Annotated in this window: 12 protein-coding genes; 6 read left to right on the top strand and 6 right to left on the bottom strand. The window is 55.0% G+C overall.

Going from position 1 to position 16,518, the window contains the following annotated elements:
• The first annotated feature begins 132 nt into the window (after positions 1-132).
• Complete coding sequence (locus SFX18_06485; protein MDX1962781.1) at positions 133-375, top strand: hypothetical protein; 243 nt, start codon at positions 133-135, stop codon at positions 373-375.
• Between the two features lie 4 nt (positions 376-379).
• The gene (locus SFX18_06480; protein MDX1962780.1) at positions 380-1,276 is read left to right on the top strand and encodes a transglutaminase family protein; all 897 of its coding nucleotides are present in this window, start codon (positions 380-382) and stop codon (positions 1,274-1,276) included.
• Positions 1,277-1,412: 136 nt separating this feature from the next.
• Here the strand turns inward: SFX18_06480 and arsM are convergent, their stop codons facing one another.
• Together arsM and SFX18_06470 are read right to left on the bottom strand one after the other, a co-directional pair.
• Positions 1,413-2,306 carry an arsenite methyltransferase gene (arsM, locus tag SFX18_06475; protein ID MDX1962779.1) on the bottom strand — a complete coding sequence of 298 codons (894 nt, stop codon included), beginning with the start codon at positions 2,304-2,306 and terminating at the stop codon, positions 1,413-1,415.
• On the bottom strand, positions 2,297-2,695 hold the full coding sequence (locus SFX18_06470) for an arsenate reductase ArsC (GenBank protein ID MDX1962778.1): 399 nt from the start codon (positions 2,693-2,695) through the stop codon (positions 2,297-2,299). Before SFX18_06470 ends, arsM begins: the two co-directional genes overlap by 10 nt.
• A 419-nt stretch (positions 2,696-3,114) precedes the next feature.
• Here SFX18_06470 and SFX18_06465 point away from each other — a divergent pair, with 419 nt between their 5' ends.
• From SFX18_06465 to SFX18_06455, 3 genes are all read left to right on the top strand, one after another.
• Positions 3,115-4,113, top strand: a complete 999-nt coding sequence (locus SFX18_06465) for a hypothetical protein (GenBank protein MDX1962777.1) — start codon at positions 3,115-3,117, stop codon at positions 4,111-4,113.
• 151 nt (positions 4,114-4,264) lie between these two features.
• A complete protein-coding gene (gene rpmA, locus SFX18_06460) occupies positions 4,265-4,525 on the top strand; it encodes a 50S ribosomal protein L27 (protein ID MDX1962776.1) in 261 nt (86 codons plus the stop codon).
• Between the two features lie 340 nt (positions 4,526-4,865).
• Positions 4,866-5,600 carry a sulfite exporter TauE/SafE family protein gene (locus SFX18_06455; GenBank protein ID MDX1962775.1) on the top strand — a complete coding sequence of 245 codons (735 nt, stop codon included), beginning with the start codon at positions 4,866-4,868 and terminating at the stop codon, positions 5,598-5,600.
• A gap of 235 nt (positions 5,601-5,835) precedes the next feature.
• Here SFX18_06455 and SFX18_06450 read toward each other — a convergent pair whose 3' ends face one another.
• Both SFX18_06450 and SFX18_06445 read right to left on the bottom strand, forming a co-directional pair.
• Positions 5,836-7,125, bottom strand: a complete 1,290-nt coding sequence (locus tag SFX18_06450; protein ID MDX1962774.1) for a DUF1501 domain-containing protein — start codon at positions 7,123-7,125, stop codon at positions 5,836-5,838.
• Positions 7,126-7,289: 164 nt separating this feature from the next.
• Complete coding sequence (locus SFX18_06445; protein ID MDX1962773.1) at positions 7,290-9,323, bottom strand: DUF1553 domain-containing protein; 2,034 nt, start codon at positions 9,321-9,323, stop codon at positions 7,290-7,292.
• Between the two features lie 447 nt (positions 9,324-9,770).
• Here SFX18_06445 and SFX18_06440 point away from each other — a divergent pair, with 447 nt between their 5' ends.
• Positions 9,771-12,923, top strand: coding sequence for a DUF6797 domain-containing protein (locus tag SFX18_06440; protein ID MDX1962772.1), 3,153 nt, complete (start codon positions 9,771-9,773; stop codon positions 12,921-12,923).
• A 36-nt stretch (positions 12,924-12,959) separates the two neighbouring features.
• Here SFX18_06440 and SFX18_06435 read toward each other — a convergent pair whose 3' ends face one another.
• Both SFX18_06435 and SFX18_06430 read right to left on the bottom strand, forming a co-directional pair.
• The gene (locus SFX18_06435) at positions 12,960-13,355 is read right to left on the bottom strand and encodes a GlsB/YeaQ/YmgE family stress response membrane protein (GenBank protein MDX1962771.1); all 396 of its coding nucleotides are present in this window, start codon (positions 13,353-13,355) and stop codon (positions 12,960-12,962) included.
• Positions 13,356-13,656: 301 nt separating this feature from the next.
• Positions 13,657-16,368, bottom strand: coding sequence for a hypothetical protein (locus SFX18_06430; GenBank protein MDX1962770.1), 2,712 nt, complete (start codon positions 16,366-16,368; stop codon positions 13,657-13,659).
• Positions 16,369-16,518: the final 150 nt, after the last annotated feature.

Here is a 16,518-nt window from a genome sequence, read left to right as displayed (position 1 = left end):
AACCGGACGCTAGCGCGTGGAGGCTGTAGGTTGTTGCTGTGGCGAAATCAGCCGCCGGGCGCTAGCCCACGGTTCATACTACTACAAATGGCTAAACTGCTACTGATTATTCCATTACAAAAAGCTCCCTCCATGTCCACGGCTCCCCTCCGTAAATTTACGATCCAAGAATACCTGGATAGCGAAGAATCCGCGACGATGAAACACCAGTTTTATCGGGGCGAGATTTTCGCCATGCCGGGGGGCTCGCTCAACCATGCGCGGATCATTCGGAACTTGGGTCGATTTGTGCCCATTCAACTCGATAATACCCCATTTGAATATCTAGCTAACAATGAGGTAGCGGAATTCGCCAGAATTCCGCGTTGGATTTAACAGCATGAAGTACAAAGTCACCCACTCCACGGTCTATCAATACAGCGAATCCGTGCCGCTGTGCCATAACGAGGTTCATCTGACCCCGCGCGAGCACGGCCGCCAATATTGCCTATCGCACCGGTTGGCTGTCCGCCCCGCCCCCGCGCGGCTCGAACATACGCGCGATTACTTTGGCAATCATCGGTCGCTGTTTACCATCCAAGAAGGGCACCAGCGGTTAGCGGTCACGGCCGTCAGCAAAGTCGAAGTTCTCCCCCCCGTCGGCGTCAAAGGAGAGCAAACCTCTCCCTGGGAGACTGTCCGCGACCGGCTGAATTCCGTCCACCCCCCGTTGCATTTAGAAAGCCGCCAATATTTGTACGACTCTCCCCATATTATCCGCAGCCGCGAATTGGCGGAGTTTGCCGAGGTTTCGTTTCCGTCCGGAAGATTATGGCTGGATGGCGTCACGGACCTGATGGACCGCATTTTTCACGAATTTACCTACGACCCCGCGGCGACCAATATCAGCACCCCCTTGCATCAAGTCCTGGCCATGCGCCGGGGCGTCTGCCAGGATTTTGCCCATTTGATGATCGGCGGTTTGCGCGCGCTGGGCCTGAGCGCGCGGTATGTCAGCGGCTATTTGCTGACCATGCCGCTCCCCGGCCAGCCAAAATTAATCGGCGCGGACGCGTCGCACGCCTGGCTGTCGGCCTATAGTCCCGAAACCGGCTGGGTGGACTTTGATCCCACCAATAATTGCATTCCATCGGTCGATCATATCACGCTGGCATGGGGGCGGGACTATAGCGACGTCTGCCCGATCAAAGGGGTGTTCATCGGCGGGGGGCAGCACGGTCTGACAGTGTCGGTCGATGTCTCTCCCCTGACCGAAGCTGCGCGGGAATTGGAGTAAACCCGCCTTAACACCGGGCTTGCTCCCTCCTGTTATCTTACAGAAATAAACAGGAGGAAGCGGAGGGAACAGAGGTGTAAATGATCACATGTTTCGTCCCGCGTGTTGCTTTCTGTTACGATCTATTGAGATATTTTTACGCGGGCTTGATCGCATACACCCGCACGCTGGCCACAAAATCGTTCACATTGTAACGCCGCAACAGATCGGACAATTCGCGATGCAGTTCGGAATTGCCCGACTCGGTGCTAATTACCGTCAAGCTCGCTGGCGTAACGCTGGAATCCTCGACCGAGGATTCCGGCTCGCAGCACATTCCCGGCGAGCAGCACCCGGACTGGTTTTCGAGACTGGCATACGCATTCAGGTCGGCCCCGGTATTCACGACCTGCACTTCGGCAAAGCCCGCGACCTTTAACCCGCTTTCATACTCCTGTACGGGTATCGCACCGGCAATGCAACCCACGTACGCCATTAAATTTTCAGCCAGCTCCGCAGGTAACGGTTTTAAAAGAGCTAAATCGCTGATCGCCAGCCGCCCGCCGGGTTTCAGCACGCGGGCCATTTCCGCAAAGACCGCGGGTTTATCCTCCGCCAGATTGATCACGCAGTTGCTAATGATGCAATCCACGGTCTGGTCCGCCAAGGGTAGCTTGTCGATTCCCGCCAAGTGAAATTCCACATTTTCCAGGCCTCCCTTGACTGCATTTTGTCGGGCCAAGTCCAGCATCGCCGGGGTCATATCAATTCCAATGGCGCGGCCGGTCGGACCAACTTTTTTTGCCGCCAAGAAAACATCCAATCCCCCGCCGCAGCCCAGGTCAACCACGGTTTCCCCTGGCTTTAAACTGGCAAACGCCGTGGGATTGCCGCAGGACAGGCCCATGTTTGCTTCCGCCGGGATCGAGCTTAACTCTTCCCCGCTATAGCCAAACGCCTGGGCGATGGCAAGGACGCCGGCGTTATCGCTGGATAAGCCACTTTTGGCGACATTACCATATTTTAGCTGGACAATTTCGGTTACCGACATGATTGCACCTCATTTTTAGTTGAAGACGCCAACTGCTCCACTAATCGACCGATTTCATCGCGAATTTTGGCAAATTCCTCGGGCGGCATTTCTCGCGGATCCGGAATTTGCCAGTCCAGGCGGTGCTGCGCCCGCAGATGGGGACACGCGTCCCCGCAGCCCATGGTCACGGCGTAGTCAAAGTCCACATCCGGCAGATCGGCCAGCGATTTTGACTGGTGGGTGGAAAGGTCATAGCCAAGTTCAGCCATGGCGGCGATCGCCTTGGGGTTCACCTTTCCGGATGGGCGCGAACCCGCGCTGTAGGCCTCTAACCCATGCAATTTGCCAAACGCCTGGGCCATTTGGCTCCGGTTGGAATTTTCGACACAGACAAAGACGACACGCATGGAAAAAAACCGTGAGAGTTATTGTTCACGCCACAGATAACAAGTACAGACTGTTAGAATTCACATCATAGTGGGTAATTGTGAGAATATTATGATTTTTGACATGGTAATTCCAGTTTTTTATGGTCACATGCGCGTCAAATTTCTTAACGGTTATTTGCTGCCATTTGGTTTTCCCTAGCATTTGGGGATAAAACCAGACCCTAGCCCCCAATTTCCCCGGAAAAACCGTTATAAATATTCTTCAATCCCGCAAATCACATGGGAATTTACGCGTTTCCTTGACTGGCGGATTTGCCGCTATTTATACTAAAGAGTCTAGTGATAACAGTTTAGATTCATTGTCACGGTCGGTCCGGCTGGGGCTGCAACTTCTGTTACCTCATCGTACTCTTGCGCAATCTTTGCATTAGGCAACCATGAATTTCCGGATATTTCAGCGTTTTGCACTAGGGTTGGGCCTGGCCGTTTGCGCGGGAACACAACTCTCCACCGTCTCCGCCCAGGCGCCCTCTCCCCCGACGGGTTTGCGGCGGTTGGTTCCTGGGACGGAAATTACCATTACTCCGGACCGGCAAAAAAACGAAACCTTTAGCCATCAAGACCTAGTCGAGCTAAAGATTGGGCATCCGGAGTTGATGAATTGGCCGATTAAAAGCAGCGACTTGGCCGAGACCCAGACCTTGCGCTTTGCCGCCACTCAGACTCCGTTTCGCCGCTCGGTTTGGAGCCTGGAGTTCAGCTTTAAGCCGCCGCGGATGATCATGGTCGATTTTCCCACAGAATCGGGCAAGATGCAGCAAAAAGTCGTCTGGTACATCGTTTATCGCGTGCGGAATGTCGGCAAGCATTTGCAACCGTTTCAAACCAATGAAGGGACCTGGGACGTCAAGGAAGTTGACCAACTGACCTCTAAGGTGGCTGGCCAGGAGCAAGCGATTCCAATTAACTTTGTCCCCACCTTTAGCCTGGAGACCGTGGACAAGAAGAAAGCGTATCTTGATCGCTTGATTCCCGTCGCGCTCAAGCCGATTCAGGATCGCGAGGATCCCAATCGCCGACTCAATTCCACAATTGATATGCTGAATATCCCGATCCCCCTTTCCACCCCCCAAAAAGACAACAGTGTCTGGGGCGTGGCCACCTGGGAAGATGTGGACCCGCGGATCGATCAATTTCAGGTATATGTCGGCGGATTGACCAATGTCTACCGCTTTACCGATCCCCCGGGGACTTACAAACCCGGCGATCCCCCGGGTACGGGTCGCATCTTTGAAACCAAGTTTCTCCAGCTTAATTTCTGGCGCCCCAGCGACGCCTTTACAAAGACCGAAACCGAGATCTACTTTGGCCTCCCCATGCGTGATCCCGCGAGCGGTGAAGAGGCGGTCATTGACCATCAATGGGTTTTTCGCTAAACTCAGGGATTCTACGGCTTTCCGTGTTTGCCTGGTGGGTCTAAGTCCTTTTCCCACTGGGGTTTGCGCGGGCGATTCGTATGATCTAGCATCGTCATGCGGGGTCGGTTGGCCCGCACCCAACAATCATATTTTATGAGGAGGCTGTGTCATGGCACATAAAAAAGGTCAGGGCTCTACCCGCAATGGTCGGGATTCCAACGCCCAGCGCCGCGGCGTCAAAAAATTCGCTGGTGAAACCGTGCGGGCGGGGAATATCCTGATCCGGCAGGTGGGGAATCGGTTTTATCCTGGTCGACATGTTGGCCAGGGAAAAGACTATACGCTGTTTGCCCTAATGGACGGGCAGGTTCATTTTGACCGCGATGGCCGCCGGATCAATATTGTCCCGGAAACCGCCGCCACCAATTAAGTTGCTAGCGCCCCGCTAGCCAGGGCGGGGCGAGTCTATAATCTGCAAACCGCTTTCTATTTGGGAAAGCGGTTTTTTTGTGGTCTGGGCCACAAGCGGTGATAATTGATAAGCCTACGTTAATGAATCGGGTTGTAAGTACGTAGTAGGCAGTGTCCCGCTGCCGTGTGAGTACGAAGCCGTTTGTATCACGCTGTGCAAACAGTTTTATTATTCAACGGCAGCTGGAAGGCGCCGACTACGTTACCGTCCCGTTGCCTAAACGCCGTTTACCAAATTTTTATTCATCCAGTGAAAAAATCCCCGCCCGGCGCGAGGGAAGGAAAGGTTCATCCGACAGATGCCCTTGGAAACTCTGGCCCTGGCGTCTGCTGCGGCGTTGGTGGCGCTCTTGTATGCCGCGGTCGGGCACGCGGGAGCATCGGGCTATATTTCGGTTATGGCCCTCTTTGGTTTTTCACGGGACGTCATTCAACCCACAGCCTTGATCCTGAACATCTTTGTGGCTTGTCTGTCGACGGCGCAGTTTTACCGCGCGGGGCATTTTCGCTGGGGCTTGTTTTGGCCGTTTGCCGTAACTTCGGTCCCGTTCGCCTACTTGGGGGGGTTGTGGAAGCTGCCACCGGGGGTGTTTCACTTATTACTCGGTGGCACACTTATTTTTTCGGCGATACGCTTTATCCGGCCCACGCGCGGACCATCAACTTCTCACCCGCCGGGACTGGCGGCTTCGATGTTGACCGGGGCGGTGCTGGGGCTGTTTGCCGGCCTGACGGGCACGGGAGGGGGAATCTTTCTTACACCGGTGCTGCTCCTCATGGGCTGGGCCACGCCCAAGATCGCGGCGGGGACATCGGCGCCCTTTATTTTGGTCAATTCCATTTCCGGTCTCGCGGGGCACTTTCAAAAGTCGCCCACGGTGCCAGACGTGGTTTGGACGCTGCTTCCCGCGGTAATTCTGGGCGGGTGGGTGGGAGCCACGATCGGGAGTCGATTTTTATCAGAAACCGCGATCAAACGCTGCCTGGCGGTGGTGCTCTTGATCGCGGGGGGAAAGCTGGTGTTGGGACTGTAGAGAAAATTACAAATTACCATTTACTGATTACGAATTAATACTTGATATACGTGGGTTTGGAAAATGGCATTATTGCAAACTTTTATAACTTTGTACGAATTGCTGCTTGTGGGCCGTTGGCCCGCAAAGAATCAAACGCCTTTGGCACGCATTTGTTTGAGCTATGAGATATCTTTGAACAACACAAGGCATGTAAACTTTACAAGTACAAATAGCCCCGTCCGGCGGATGGGACCTACGCAAACAGTTCCTTCACCACTTCTCCCCCGTCCACGACCTTAATCGGCCGGCCGATGCTGCTCATGTTTTCCTTGTTCGCATCCACGCCCAGGCTGTGGCAGATCGTGCGTAAAAAGTCGGCCACGGTGACCGGGCGGTCGGCCACGCCCGCGCCGCTGGCATCGACCCGGCCGATGACCTGTCCCCCCCGGACGCCCCCGCCCCCCAGCATGACATTGAACGCCCGGGGGTAGTGGTCCCTCCCTCCGCGGGGATTGATCTTGGGCGTGCGGCCAAATTCCCCCATCCAAACGACCAGAGTCTTTTCCAGCAATCCCCGCGCTTGTAAATCATTGAATAAAGCGGCGATCGGTTTATCAATTTGGCCGCACTGATTTTTCACACGGCTAAAATTATCATCGTGCGTGTCCCAACCGTTGGAGACCACCTCAATAAAGGGGACGCCCGCCTCGACCAGCCGCCGGGCCAGCAGGCAGCCGCTGGCAAAGTTTCCCGTGCCGTAGCTATCGCGCGTGTTGGCTGGTTCGCGCGCTAAATCAAAGGCCTGCATGTCCTGGCTTAGGATCATTCGGGCCGCTCCGGAGTAGAGTTCTTGATGGTCCTTAACCTCTTGTGGATTGGTCTTGGCGAATTCCCCTTGGAGAGAATCAAGCAGGCCCAGTCGCTTTTGAAAGCGGGCAACTTCGGTAGCGGGTCGGCTGTTTTGCGGCGGTTGAGTGGGATTATTAATGTCAAAAGGATCGAACTTTACGCCCAAGAAACCGCCTGTGGCAAAGGTTCCGCGTCCGCCGATGCGGACATACGCGGGGAGTTCGCTGGTGGGATCGGCGATTTCGGCGGCGGTAATCGCGCCAATGGCGGGGTGCTTAATCGATGCGGTGGGCAGATAACCCGTGTGTAGCAGGTACGACGCGCGCGGGTGGCTCCCTTCTTTACTGGTCATGGAGCGCACAATGGCAAATTTGTCGGCGACTTTGGCCAGTTCCGGCAGATTTTCGGCAATTTCGATCCCCGGCACATTGGTCTTGATCGCCTTGGTTTCCCCACCGTTGGCGTGGCCAACCAGGGGGCTAAAGGTCTCGAACTGGCTGGGCCCCCCTTGCATATACAGCAAAATGCACGCGCGCCCTTCCTTGCGCAGGTCCGCGGCGCGGGCGGTAATGAGGTCCGTCCAACTGACGTTTCCGGCGGCCACAGCCGCGGCGGAAATCCCACACAAAAAATCCCGCCGGCGAATGACAGCCTGATCGCGGGTCTGTACGCTGGAGCAAAGATGGAGGGGCATGGTGGAGTGTGGAGTTTGGAGGAATGGAGTTTGGTATTTGGAGGCTGGTTTTTGGTTTTTGGGGTGCCACTGCTGGTTTGCACAGCAGTGGAGGTCCGTGTATGAATTCCTATCCGTTTCGTCTGAAAAAATGAAAACTTCACATAACAAACTGCTTATTTCGCCTAATTTCTATAAGCAAATTCCGGCGAATTAATTAACGCCCAGAGAATGTCCTCGAATGCGTCGGCGCGGCTACTAACTGAATTACCCCCCGTGGACTTATTACCAGCCGAAGCAATGTATCCCTGGCAGGTGGCCAGTTCGGCGGGTTTGGGCTCACGGGAAAGGCAACGCAAGTACAATTCGCTAATGGCATCCTCATCGGCGGGATTTTCAGCCAGGACGCGGTTTAGCATGGAATTGCGACGGTCTCCTTCCACCGCGCGGTTGAGTTGCCCATTCATCAGGGCGAGTGCTTGGGGGATGGAGGTCGCCACCTCGTCGCGGCGCACACTGGGGTCGTAGCCAAACATGGCATTAAACTGAAAGCGTGGATCGCGCAGACCATAACGACCGCCTGCTCCGCCGGGCCCCCGGCCATAAGCCCCCGCCGCATCGTCCCGTAATTCCAGCACATGCATCAGTTGTGTATAAAGCTGATCCGCCCGCAGCCGTTGAGCCACATTTGCGGTAAAGGGGGTCTGCGTGGCGGTCCGTCGCGAGCGGCTGGCCCGTTGGTAGGCGTCTGTCTGCGTGATCGTGCGAAAGAGCCATTTCAGGTCGTATTTATTGGCCACAAATTGCGCCGCCAGATAATCCAGGGCGCGGGGGGCGGTGATCTCGCGATCGGGACCAATATCGTCCACTGGCTCGATAAATCCCTCGCCGGTCAATTCGCTCCACAGTCGGTTGACAATCGCCCGCGAAAACCAGGGATTTTCCCGACCGGTAAACCACATCGCAAATGCGCCTCGCCGCTCCAAATCGCTCAGTCCCGACGGCAGTTGCTTGCCATTGACAAAGAACACCGGCTCCATTTTGGTCCCCTTGGACTCCGGGTCCTGGAGGTCGCTCATAAAATGTTCCAGTGATCCGCGGGGACGGCCATTATCCGGTCCCCGTGCCCGAAATTCCCGCTCGACCGAAGCCAGTGTAAAACTAAGCTGGTCTCCCGGCATGCCGGGGCGAACCGTATTTCGTGGAAAAAAAGCCGCGAGTTCGTGAAATTGTTCACGCTTCCACCGATCCGACGGATGATCATGACACTGCGCGCATTGAATTTGCACACCCATGAAAATGCGGCACAACTCCGCGACCACGTCCTCATTATCCCCCATTTGGGCCATAAAGATCGCGGTGTCCCCATTTTCGGTAATGGGTCCGGTGGCGGTCATAAAAGACTGTGCTAGTTTGTCCCAGGGGGTGTTTTTATTCAACTCGGCGGTAAGGTATTCTTGTAGCGGTTTATAGACCAGATTGGCCCGGTCCTCCGCCTTGCGGTACATGATCACATCTCGCCAATAGTGCGCCCAGTTATCGCCATAAGTCGATTGAGCTAACAATTGGTCGATGGCCTGCGCGCGCTTGCGCGGGTCGGTATCCAGGGCAAAGGCCGTGATTTCCTCGGGGGTGGGGGCCCGCCCAATCGTGTCCAGATAAGCCCGCCGTAAATAAGTCTGATCATTGACTAGTCCCAGCGGTTTTTCGGAACTATTGGCAAAAACATCTTCGTGGATCAACTCGTTGATTTTGGCCGCGGCAGCGGCTGGACTTTTGGGAGTCAACACCGGCAAGGGGGCGGAATCTTTGTCTTTTTTGGCACCGACCACTTTGGCGGCGTTGGCCGCGGCGCGAATTTGCTCTTCGCTGGCGGGGGTGGGATTGGCCAGCGCCTGAATCCGCTGCCGCAGCATTTCAGCCGCTTGCGGATTGGCGGGAAGATTGGCCGCCGGTTGGCCAGGTTGGTTTTTGCCCTTCCCTTTGGCGGCGTTTTTGCCATTTTTGGCGTTCTTGCCAGCGGGCGCGTCGGCCGGCGGGGATTGCAGTTGGGCCTGGCGGGCGGCCTTGAGTTTTTCGGACAAAGCCGCGCGTAATGGTGCAGCTTGGGTGGGGGGGTTAGTAGGCTGTTCCGCAGCCCGGGACCCGGAAAACCCGCAACAAACCGCCAATCCCGCGATAAACAACGGCCAGAGCAAGCGGCAACGTTGGGTGGACATTGTTATTACCTATCAAAAGTGGTTCTAAACGCGGTATCAAACCGCCTAGTCCATTAAACGAATTCCAACCCAGCTAGTCGCCTGCTTAAAGATAAATACGCAATCGCCAAGCCAGAAAATTCATCCCATTAGTAAAATTTACCCCACTTTCAGGGAGAAAGTCTCGGTCAATCTGGCTAAAAAAGTAGATACCTGCGGCAACGGGAGTTGGATTAATGGATAGTGACGCCCCGGGGACCGCTTTTTTTGATGTAAATTGAGGATTTGCACAAAGAAGCTGGCATGGCGGCCTTTCATTGCCGTCAGGCCAAAACAGTCTACAATGATTTTTCACGTCTGAACTCGATTGTGAGTCGAGTGTTTTTGCAAGAAAAAATTTGAAAACTTGCAATCACTGAACGGGCGGACCAGCAAAACATCCAGGTTCTGGAGTGATAGGTACTTTTCATGAAAAAAATGGTTCTTTTCCGCCCCTCCTTGATTTGCTTGCTAATTTTTATTTGTGGGCAAGCTGTCTGGTCGGCGGATTTGCCAACGTTGACGGCTCAACTGCAATCGGAGCCTTTGTCCGATATCGCCCGGGATGCGCGGCAGCATGGCGATGCGGGACGTGGCGCGATTATTTTTTTTCAATCGTCAATTTCATGCGCGAAATGCCATGATGGAGCCAATAACGCCCCTACCGGCCCAGATATAACAAAGACCGACAAAGGAACCACCGCCGAGCACTTGATTGAATCCGTGCTGTCCCCTTCCAAGGTGATTAAACAGCGGTACGAGACCGTGATTGTGAATACCACGGATGGCAAATCGCATACGGGAATTGTCGCGCGGGAACAGGATGGAACGCTGACGCTGATCGATCCCGCGGGTGGAAAAAGTATCGATATCAAAAATGAGAACATCGAGGAAAAAACCCGCGGCGCGCAATCACTCATGCCCGAAGGGCTGATCAATGTGCTTTCGGATCGCCAGCAGTTTCTGGATTTGGCAAAGTATTTGATCGAAGTATCAGAAGGGGGGCCAATGCGGGCCAGCCAGTTACGGCCCGCGCTGACTCCGTTTGTATTGCCCGAGTATGAGCGTGACATCGACCATGATCGTTTGATAAGCGGGCTGGATCAAAAATCCTACGAGCGCGGTGAGGCAATTTACACCCGCGTCTGCGCTAATTGCCATGGAACCATCGATCAAGCGGGCTCGCTTCCCGCGTCTCCGCGATTTGCCAGCCATATCTTTAAAAACGGCAGCGACCCTTATAGCCTGTACCAGACGCTTACCCATGGTTATAACCTGATGGCCCCGCAGACATGGATGGTCCCCCGGCAAAAGTACGACGTCATCCACTATCTCCGCGAAGCATACTTAAAACCACATAACCCGACCCAATATCAGCAAACCGAACGCGCCTATCTGGCTAATTTGCCAAAAGGCCTGTCCATCGGCCCGGAGCCTGCTAGTGTGGACCCGTGGATGGCCATGGACTACGGCCCCAGTCTCATAAACACGTATGAAGTCGGCGGCGAGGGACCGAATTTTGCCTATAAAGGTATTGCCATTCGGCTGGATCCCGGCGCGGGAGGTGTCTCCCGGGGCAAGAGTTGGGCGTTGTTTGACCATGATACGCTCCGCTATGCCGCGGGTTGGGTCGGTTCCGACTTTATCGATTGGAAGGGCATCCACTTTAATGGCCAGCACCAAATTCATCCAAAGCTCAAAGGCGAGCGACATGTGGAGAACCCCGTTGGTCCGGGCTGGGCCAATCCCGAAACAGGCAGCTTTGAAGACCCCCGCTTGCGCGGCCGAGATCATCGCGCCTATGGCCCGCTGCCCAAAAAATGGGGAAAGTTTTTGGGCACCTACGCTTATGGGGACCAAACGGTCATAGCATATACCGTGGGGGACGCGGAGATTCTGGAACTTGCCGGAGCGGAATCGCTTCCCGCCCAAAACAACGCCGTTTTCACGCGTACTTTGGAAATAGGCAAATCCTCGCGTGATTTAGTCGCCCGGATCGCTCCTATAACCACTTCGGTCGCTGTTAATGGCAATCACATGGCATCGCTTAGTAAAGCGGACGGGTTTCATACCCTGGTGATTCCAGCCAAAATCACGCCCACCAGGGTAAAGGTGTTGATGGCGCGGATGCCCGCGGATGAACTTGCCGTATTTACAAAAACATCTCCGGAGCCGCGTCCATTAAAACCCCTGACCAAAGGGGGGCCAAGACGCTGGCCGGAAATACTGCGAACCGCCGCCGTGATCGGAAGCAACGAGGGGCCGTTCGCGGTGGACACATTGGGTGTGCCGGATCCCAATCCCTGGAATGCACAATTGCGGCTGACTGGCTTTGATTTTTTTCCAGATGGCAAACGAATGGCCGTTTGTTCGTGGGATGGAGACGTCTGGGTGGTCGGGGGAATCGACAATCCCCAAGAGGGGCTTGCTTGGCAGCGGATTGCGACCGGTTTATTCCAGCCCTTGGGGTTAAAATTTCGAGATGGAAAAATCTTTGTTTGCTGCCGCGATCAGATCACGTTGTTGCATGACCTGAACGGCGACGGCGAAACTGATTATTACGAATGCTTTAACAATGACCACCAAGTGACGGAGCATTTTCATGAGTTCGCGATGGGCTTGCAGACGGACGCCGACGGAAACTTTTATTATGCCAAGAGTGGCCGGCACGCCTTGCAGGCGCTTGTTCCGCACCATGGCACGCTATTAAAGGTCTCTCGCGATGGCGCCTTGACTGAGATCCTGGCCACCGGTTTTCGGGCGGCAAACGGGATCTGTCTTAATCCCGATGGTACTTTTTTTGTTACTGATCAAGAAGGATTTTGGACTCCAAAAAACAGGATCAATTTGGTGGAAAAAGGCGGGTTTTATGGCAATCTGTGGGGATATACCGATATCACCGACACGGCGGATACAGCCATGAAGCAACCGCTTTGCTGGATAACAAACGCTTTTGACCGCTCTCCGGCGGAATTGATCTGGGTACCCGCAAAAACGTGGGGCCCGCTGCAAGGGGCGCTGCTTAACACTTCTTATGGCATGGGGCGGATTTATGTCGTGCCGCATGAAAAAGTCAACGGACAGGCCCAGGGAGGCATGTGCGCTCTGCCGCTTCCCATCTTTCCCACGGGTGTCATGCGACCGCGATTTCATCCAACCAATGGGCAACTTTACGTTTGCGGCATGTATGCCTGGGCCGGAAACCAAACACTGCCCGGCGGTTTTTACCGCGTGCGATACACGGGCCGGCCCGTCGATCTGCCCATTGGACTTGCGGCCAAATCCGGCCACGTGGAGCTTACGTTTACAGATAAGCTGAATCCAGGCGCGGTGGAGGCGAAAAACTTTGAAGTCAAGATTTGGAGTCTGCGGCGCAGCGAAGACTACGGCTCAGAGCATATCAATGAACGGTCGTTAACCGTCGCCCATGCCACCCTGGGCCAAGATGGCAAGTCGGTAAAGCTGGACTTGCCCGGCCTGGAGCCAACCTGGGGAATGGAGATCCGTTACCGGCTGTCGGGGGAGGATGGCCGCGACATCGTCGGTACAATCCACAATAGCATCCATGAGCTGGCAAAATAACCGATTTCCCGCCAGTGGGCTTTCTTAACCCTTGGGCTATTCTTCTTCGTCGTGGCGCAGGACCAATTCCCGGCGACGATGCGGCGCGGGGAGAACCAATCGCGACGCGCGGGGAGAATGTTCGCGCAGCAGCCTGCCGCTCAGTAGCCGATAAAAGAATAAAATGATAAACGCGCCCCCGGTGGCCACCAAAAATCCCACCGGGCTAATCGGCGTGACACGTTGACCTTCGTAAAAAAACATCAGCGTCCCACAGCCAATGACGCACCCCCCGATTCCCATCAGTACGGTGGCAATCGGGCCCCCGGGATCGCGCCCCGGCATAATCGCCTTGGCCAGAAGGCCCGTCAGCGTGCCAAAGCCCACCCACATGAGCACATCGTGGGCGCACCGTTCTAACAAAACCTGAAAGTCGGGATTAACAGCCGGCATGGGACCATCCCTGGTCAAACAACAAAATGGGCAAGCTGCGGGACAAAGTGAAATTGCTAGCAAGCCGAAAAAGCTGACGCGGGAAAGAGCCGCTCCCCACGGATCACCGCTCTGTGACGAACGGTGACGATATTCTTACTTAACGGTCAAAGAAATCGCGCTACAGCAAGTATTCCGCAAAAAACCGTCCATTTTGCCAAACAGCCGCTCGCATGCCAGTTGCGGAAGGCGAATTTGGCTTTCGGATCGCTGCTTGCTAGCACGAGGCTTGGTCTCGTTAGGGGCGAAATTGCCTCAAATCTCAAACGCGGCGCGGCGGCTGTCTGCGCATCGCTAGCAAAAGTATCGCTATGCCTCCGGCGACCAGCGCGTGTGGTTCAGGAATGGAAATGGGCGCCTCCCCCCGTAAACCCAAGGGATTACCCACTCCTGAACCAAAAAAGGTGTCGATGGGGCTATAGTCGGCGGTGGTGATCATGCCGTCAAAGTCGCCATCCCCCAACGTCCAACCGGCTGACAAGCCCGGGGTGGTCGAGCCAATATTTGAATCCACCACCAGATAGTCGGACCCATCCACCTGGCCATCCAGGTTGTAATCGCCCGGATACGTAAAACGGATGATGACCTGGTTAAACCCTGGATTGGTGGGGTTGGAGCTATTGCCTAGGACCAAACCCAAGAAGGGATTCCCCGTGTCGCCAAATTGCGACGAGGAATTATCCACGGGAATGAGAATTCGGTTGCCGCCGGAGTTATTCATGGCGGTGGAGCCGATACGGGGCAAGGCAAGGTTGTCAGTGTAAAAGTTGTCAACGTAACTGGTGATGGTTTGTATTAACGCGGGATTAGGTCCCGGCTGACTGTAATACAGGACCAGATCGTTATCGTTTAAATCCAACAAGGACCCATTCTGCATGGTTAGATTACTCAGGATGAACGCTCCGGCGGTTCCCCCCTGGGGGCTGGCGATAACCTGGGCACTGGTTCCTAGCAACTGCAAGCCTTGTTGCGACAAGCCTTCCGTGGTCAGGGAGGCTCCCGCCGCAACTTTGATCGTGCCAGTGCCGCTGATTTTGCCGACGGTCTTGGTCCCGGAGGTAATGGAAAAGTTAGGGGAATTGTTGACGATGACGATTTTTTGGAGCCCTTGAGAAAATGGATCGGCTGTTCCGCCGACATTAACCGTGGTGGCGGCGTCGGTGACCAACAACCCAAAAGAGCCGACCGTTCCCGGCGCGGTGGGATTTAGGTTGAGCGTCCCTTGTTGCACGAACCAAGTGCTGCTAATGCCCCAGTTAAAGGAATTAGTGACGTTAATGGTGGAGGTGCCTTCCTTGATCGAGGTGACCCCCGCGGGAATGGAAAGTCCCCCGCCGGTCCCGGTCACGGTTAACGTTCCCGCGCCACCGAGATTGCTAAAATCCCCCAACATCAGATTCTTGGTGGTCAGCGTCTTACCCGTGGCCAGCGATAGTTCTTCAAATAAATTCAGACTTTCAATGCTAATGTCGCGATCCACGGTCACTATGGTATTGGCCCCGGGGCGCGAAATCGTCACCGCATGCCGCTGATCACCCCACTGGTGGGGCATGACATTGACACCCGGCACATCCGTATTCCAATTGGTCGCGACACTCCAATTGGCGCTGGCATTGGTGTTCCAGGTAAACGCGTGAACCGCCGGAACAGCGGGGGCGTTGGCCTTTTTGGAAATACGGTAAAACCCGTCATTGGCGGTTCCGATCAGCATATTTCCTTGGGAATCTTGCAAGATGTCCCGTGGTTGCGACCAAAGTCGGTTGGCAAAGGCGGGATTGCCGTCGTCAAAACCGTCGGCAATCAAAGTCACCGCGCCGGAGAAGGAATCCACCGCGACGATATCGCTGTATTCCAGCGTGTCGGTACCGGGAAAAACTTCCCGCAAATTAGGATTACCGGCTGTCCGGGTGACAAAGACATCGCGGTGGTACTGCACCGGCAGCGCGTTTGATGTGGAAAACTCCAACCCCGCCACGTCGGCCTGCATCCCCAGTCCGGTTTGGGCTTCGGTATTGGGATTAAAGTTTGGCTGGGCCGCGCCGGCCAGGTTATCAAAAGTCAACGAAGTCTTGGCGTTGGCGGCGTTAAAATATCCATTGGCCAGGGCTGTCCCGTTCGTCCGCCAGTTGCTATTGGCAAAGCCAAAATCCGCCTTGGACCCGCCGGTAAGCAATTGATCATGGGGGTTATTAGAGAAATCAGAGTCGAGACCGTCGTTCGCCGCGGGATTACGCTGTTGATTCGCCAGCCAAAGTTTGGCTTCGGGATCGATTCCTATTCCGGCTGGATGACGGGCGCCGCTGGTCAAGTTGATAAGTTTATTCGCGGCGGTGGAGGTATAAGGGTTGGCTAGCGTCATGTCCGTGGTAAGATTTCCCGCGTAGCCAAATCCCGCCGCATCTAGGGTGTCTGTGACGCCGTTCAGGTTTTGAATGACCGCGATATTGCCGTTATAGGCGGATTCTCCCTCAGGCGCGTTTTCTATGCCCCCATTAAAGCTGCGCGTCCCTATCCCCACATACAAGGAATTGCCCGAAATCGCCAATTGGGTCAAGCCATGCGTCCCGATGGGGATATTGTTGACAATTCGCACGTTAACGTCCGAGGGACCCCCATACAGGCCGTCGCCGTTGGCGTCGGTCAAGCGGGTAAGATACCCACGCCGGTTGATTGTGTCATTTTCGGTGAGATACAGCACATCCCGGTTAGACCCATCCCGGTGAAAGGCGATTCCCTGCGCATTAATCTGGGCGATCACTGTGCGATTTGTCAGAGCGCCGGTGGCGGTATTGTAGTCATAACGTAAGACGCCATTGCCGCTAGTCGCCACGTACAGTTTGCCATCTGGCCCCCAAGTCAGTTGATTTGCCAAGGCCCCAGTGCCGCCGAGGGTGTAATCGGTGTCAATTTTGTCAATTTGCAGATAGGTGGCGTGCGAGCCCACGATAAAAGGGGCGGACCAGGCCGTTGCCACTGGTGATAAAATGGAGAAAATGAGTGACAGCGATAAAATAGCTCCCCGTCCTGTTGCCGCTGCCCAAATTTGCCGGATCAATAAAGCAGGGCTGACCAGCATCCTTTTATTGCAATGTATCGTTGGGAGGTTTTCCCGGCGCGAAAGAGT

The sequence above is a fragment of the Pirellulales bacterium genome, from assembly GCA_033762255.1.
Classification (GTDB): Bacteria; Planctomycetota; Planctomycetia; order Pirellulales; family JALHPA01; genus JANRLT01.
The sequence above is the reverse complement of the archived record's forward strand: the minus strand, read 5'-3'. Positions and strand labels throughout refer to the sequence as shown.

Excerpts from the sequence above, each read along its gene's own strand:
- SFX18_06485 (MDX1962781.1), top strand. The coding sequence starts at position 133 with ATGTCCACGGCTCCCCTCCGTAAATTTACGATCCAAGAATACCTGGAT.
- SFX18_06480 (MDX1962780.1), top strand. The coding sequence starts at position 380 with ATGAAGTACAAAGTCACCCACTCCACGGTCTATCAATACAGCGAATCC.
- arsM (MDX1962779.1), bottom strand. The coding sequence starts at position 2,306 with ATGTCGGTAACCGAAATTGTCCAGCTAAAATATGGTAATGTCGCCAAA.
- SFX18_06470 (MDX1962778.1), bottom strand. The coding sequence starts at position 2,695 with ATGCGTGTCGTCTTTGTCTGTGTCGAAAATTCCAACCGGAGCCAAATG.
- SFX18_06465 (MDX1962777.1), top strand. The coding sequence starts at position 3,115 with ATGAATTTCCGGATATTTCAGCGTTTTGCACTAGGGTTGGGCCTGGCC.
- rpmA (MDX1962776.1), top strand. The coding sequence starts at position 4,265 with ATGGCACATAAAAAAGGTCAGGGCTCTACCCGCAATGGTCGGGATTCC.
- SFX18_06455 (MDX1962775.1), top strand. The coding sequence starts at position 4,866 with ATGCCCTTGGAAACTCTGGCCCTGGCGTCTGCTGCGGCGTTGGTGGCG.
- SFX18_06450 (MDX1962774.1), bottom strand. The coding sequence starts at position 7,125 with ATGCCCCTCCATCTTTGCTCCAGCGTACAGACCCGCGATCAGGCTGTC.
- SFX18_06445 (MDX1962773.1), bottom strand. The coding sequence starts at position 9,323 with ATGTCCACCCAACGTTGCCGCTTGCTCTGGCCGTTGTTTATCGCGGGA.
- SFX18_06440 (MDX1962772.1), top strand. The coding sequence starts at position 9,771 with ATGAAAAAAATGGTTCTTTTCCGCCCCTCCTTGATTTGCTTGCTAATT.
- SFX18_06435 (MDX1962771.1), bottom strand. The coding sequence starts at position 13,355 with ATGCCGGCTGTTAATCCCGACTTTCAGGTTTTGTTAGAACGGTGCGCC.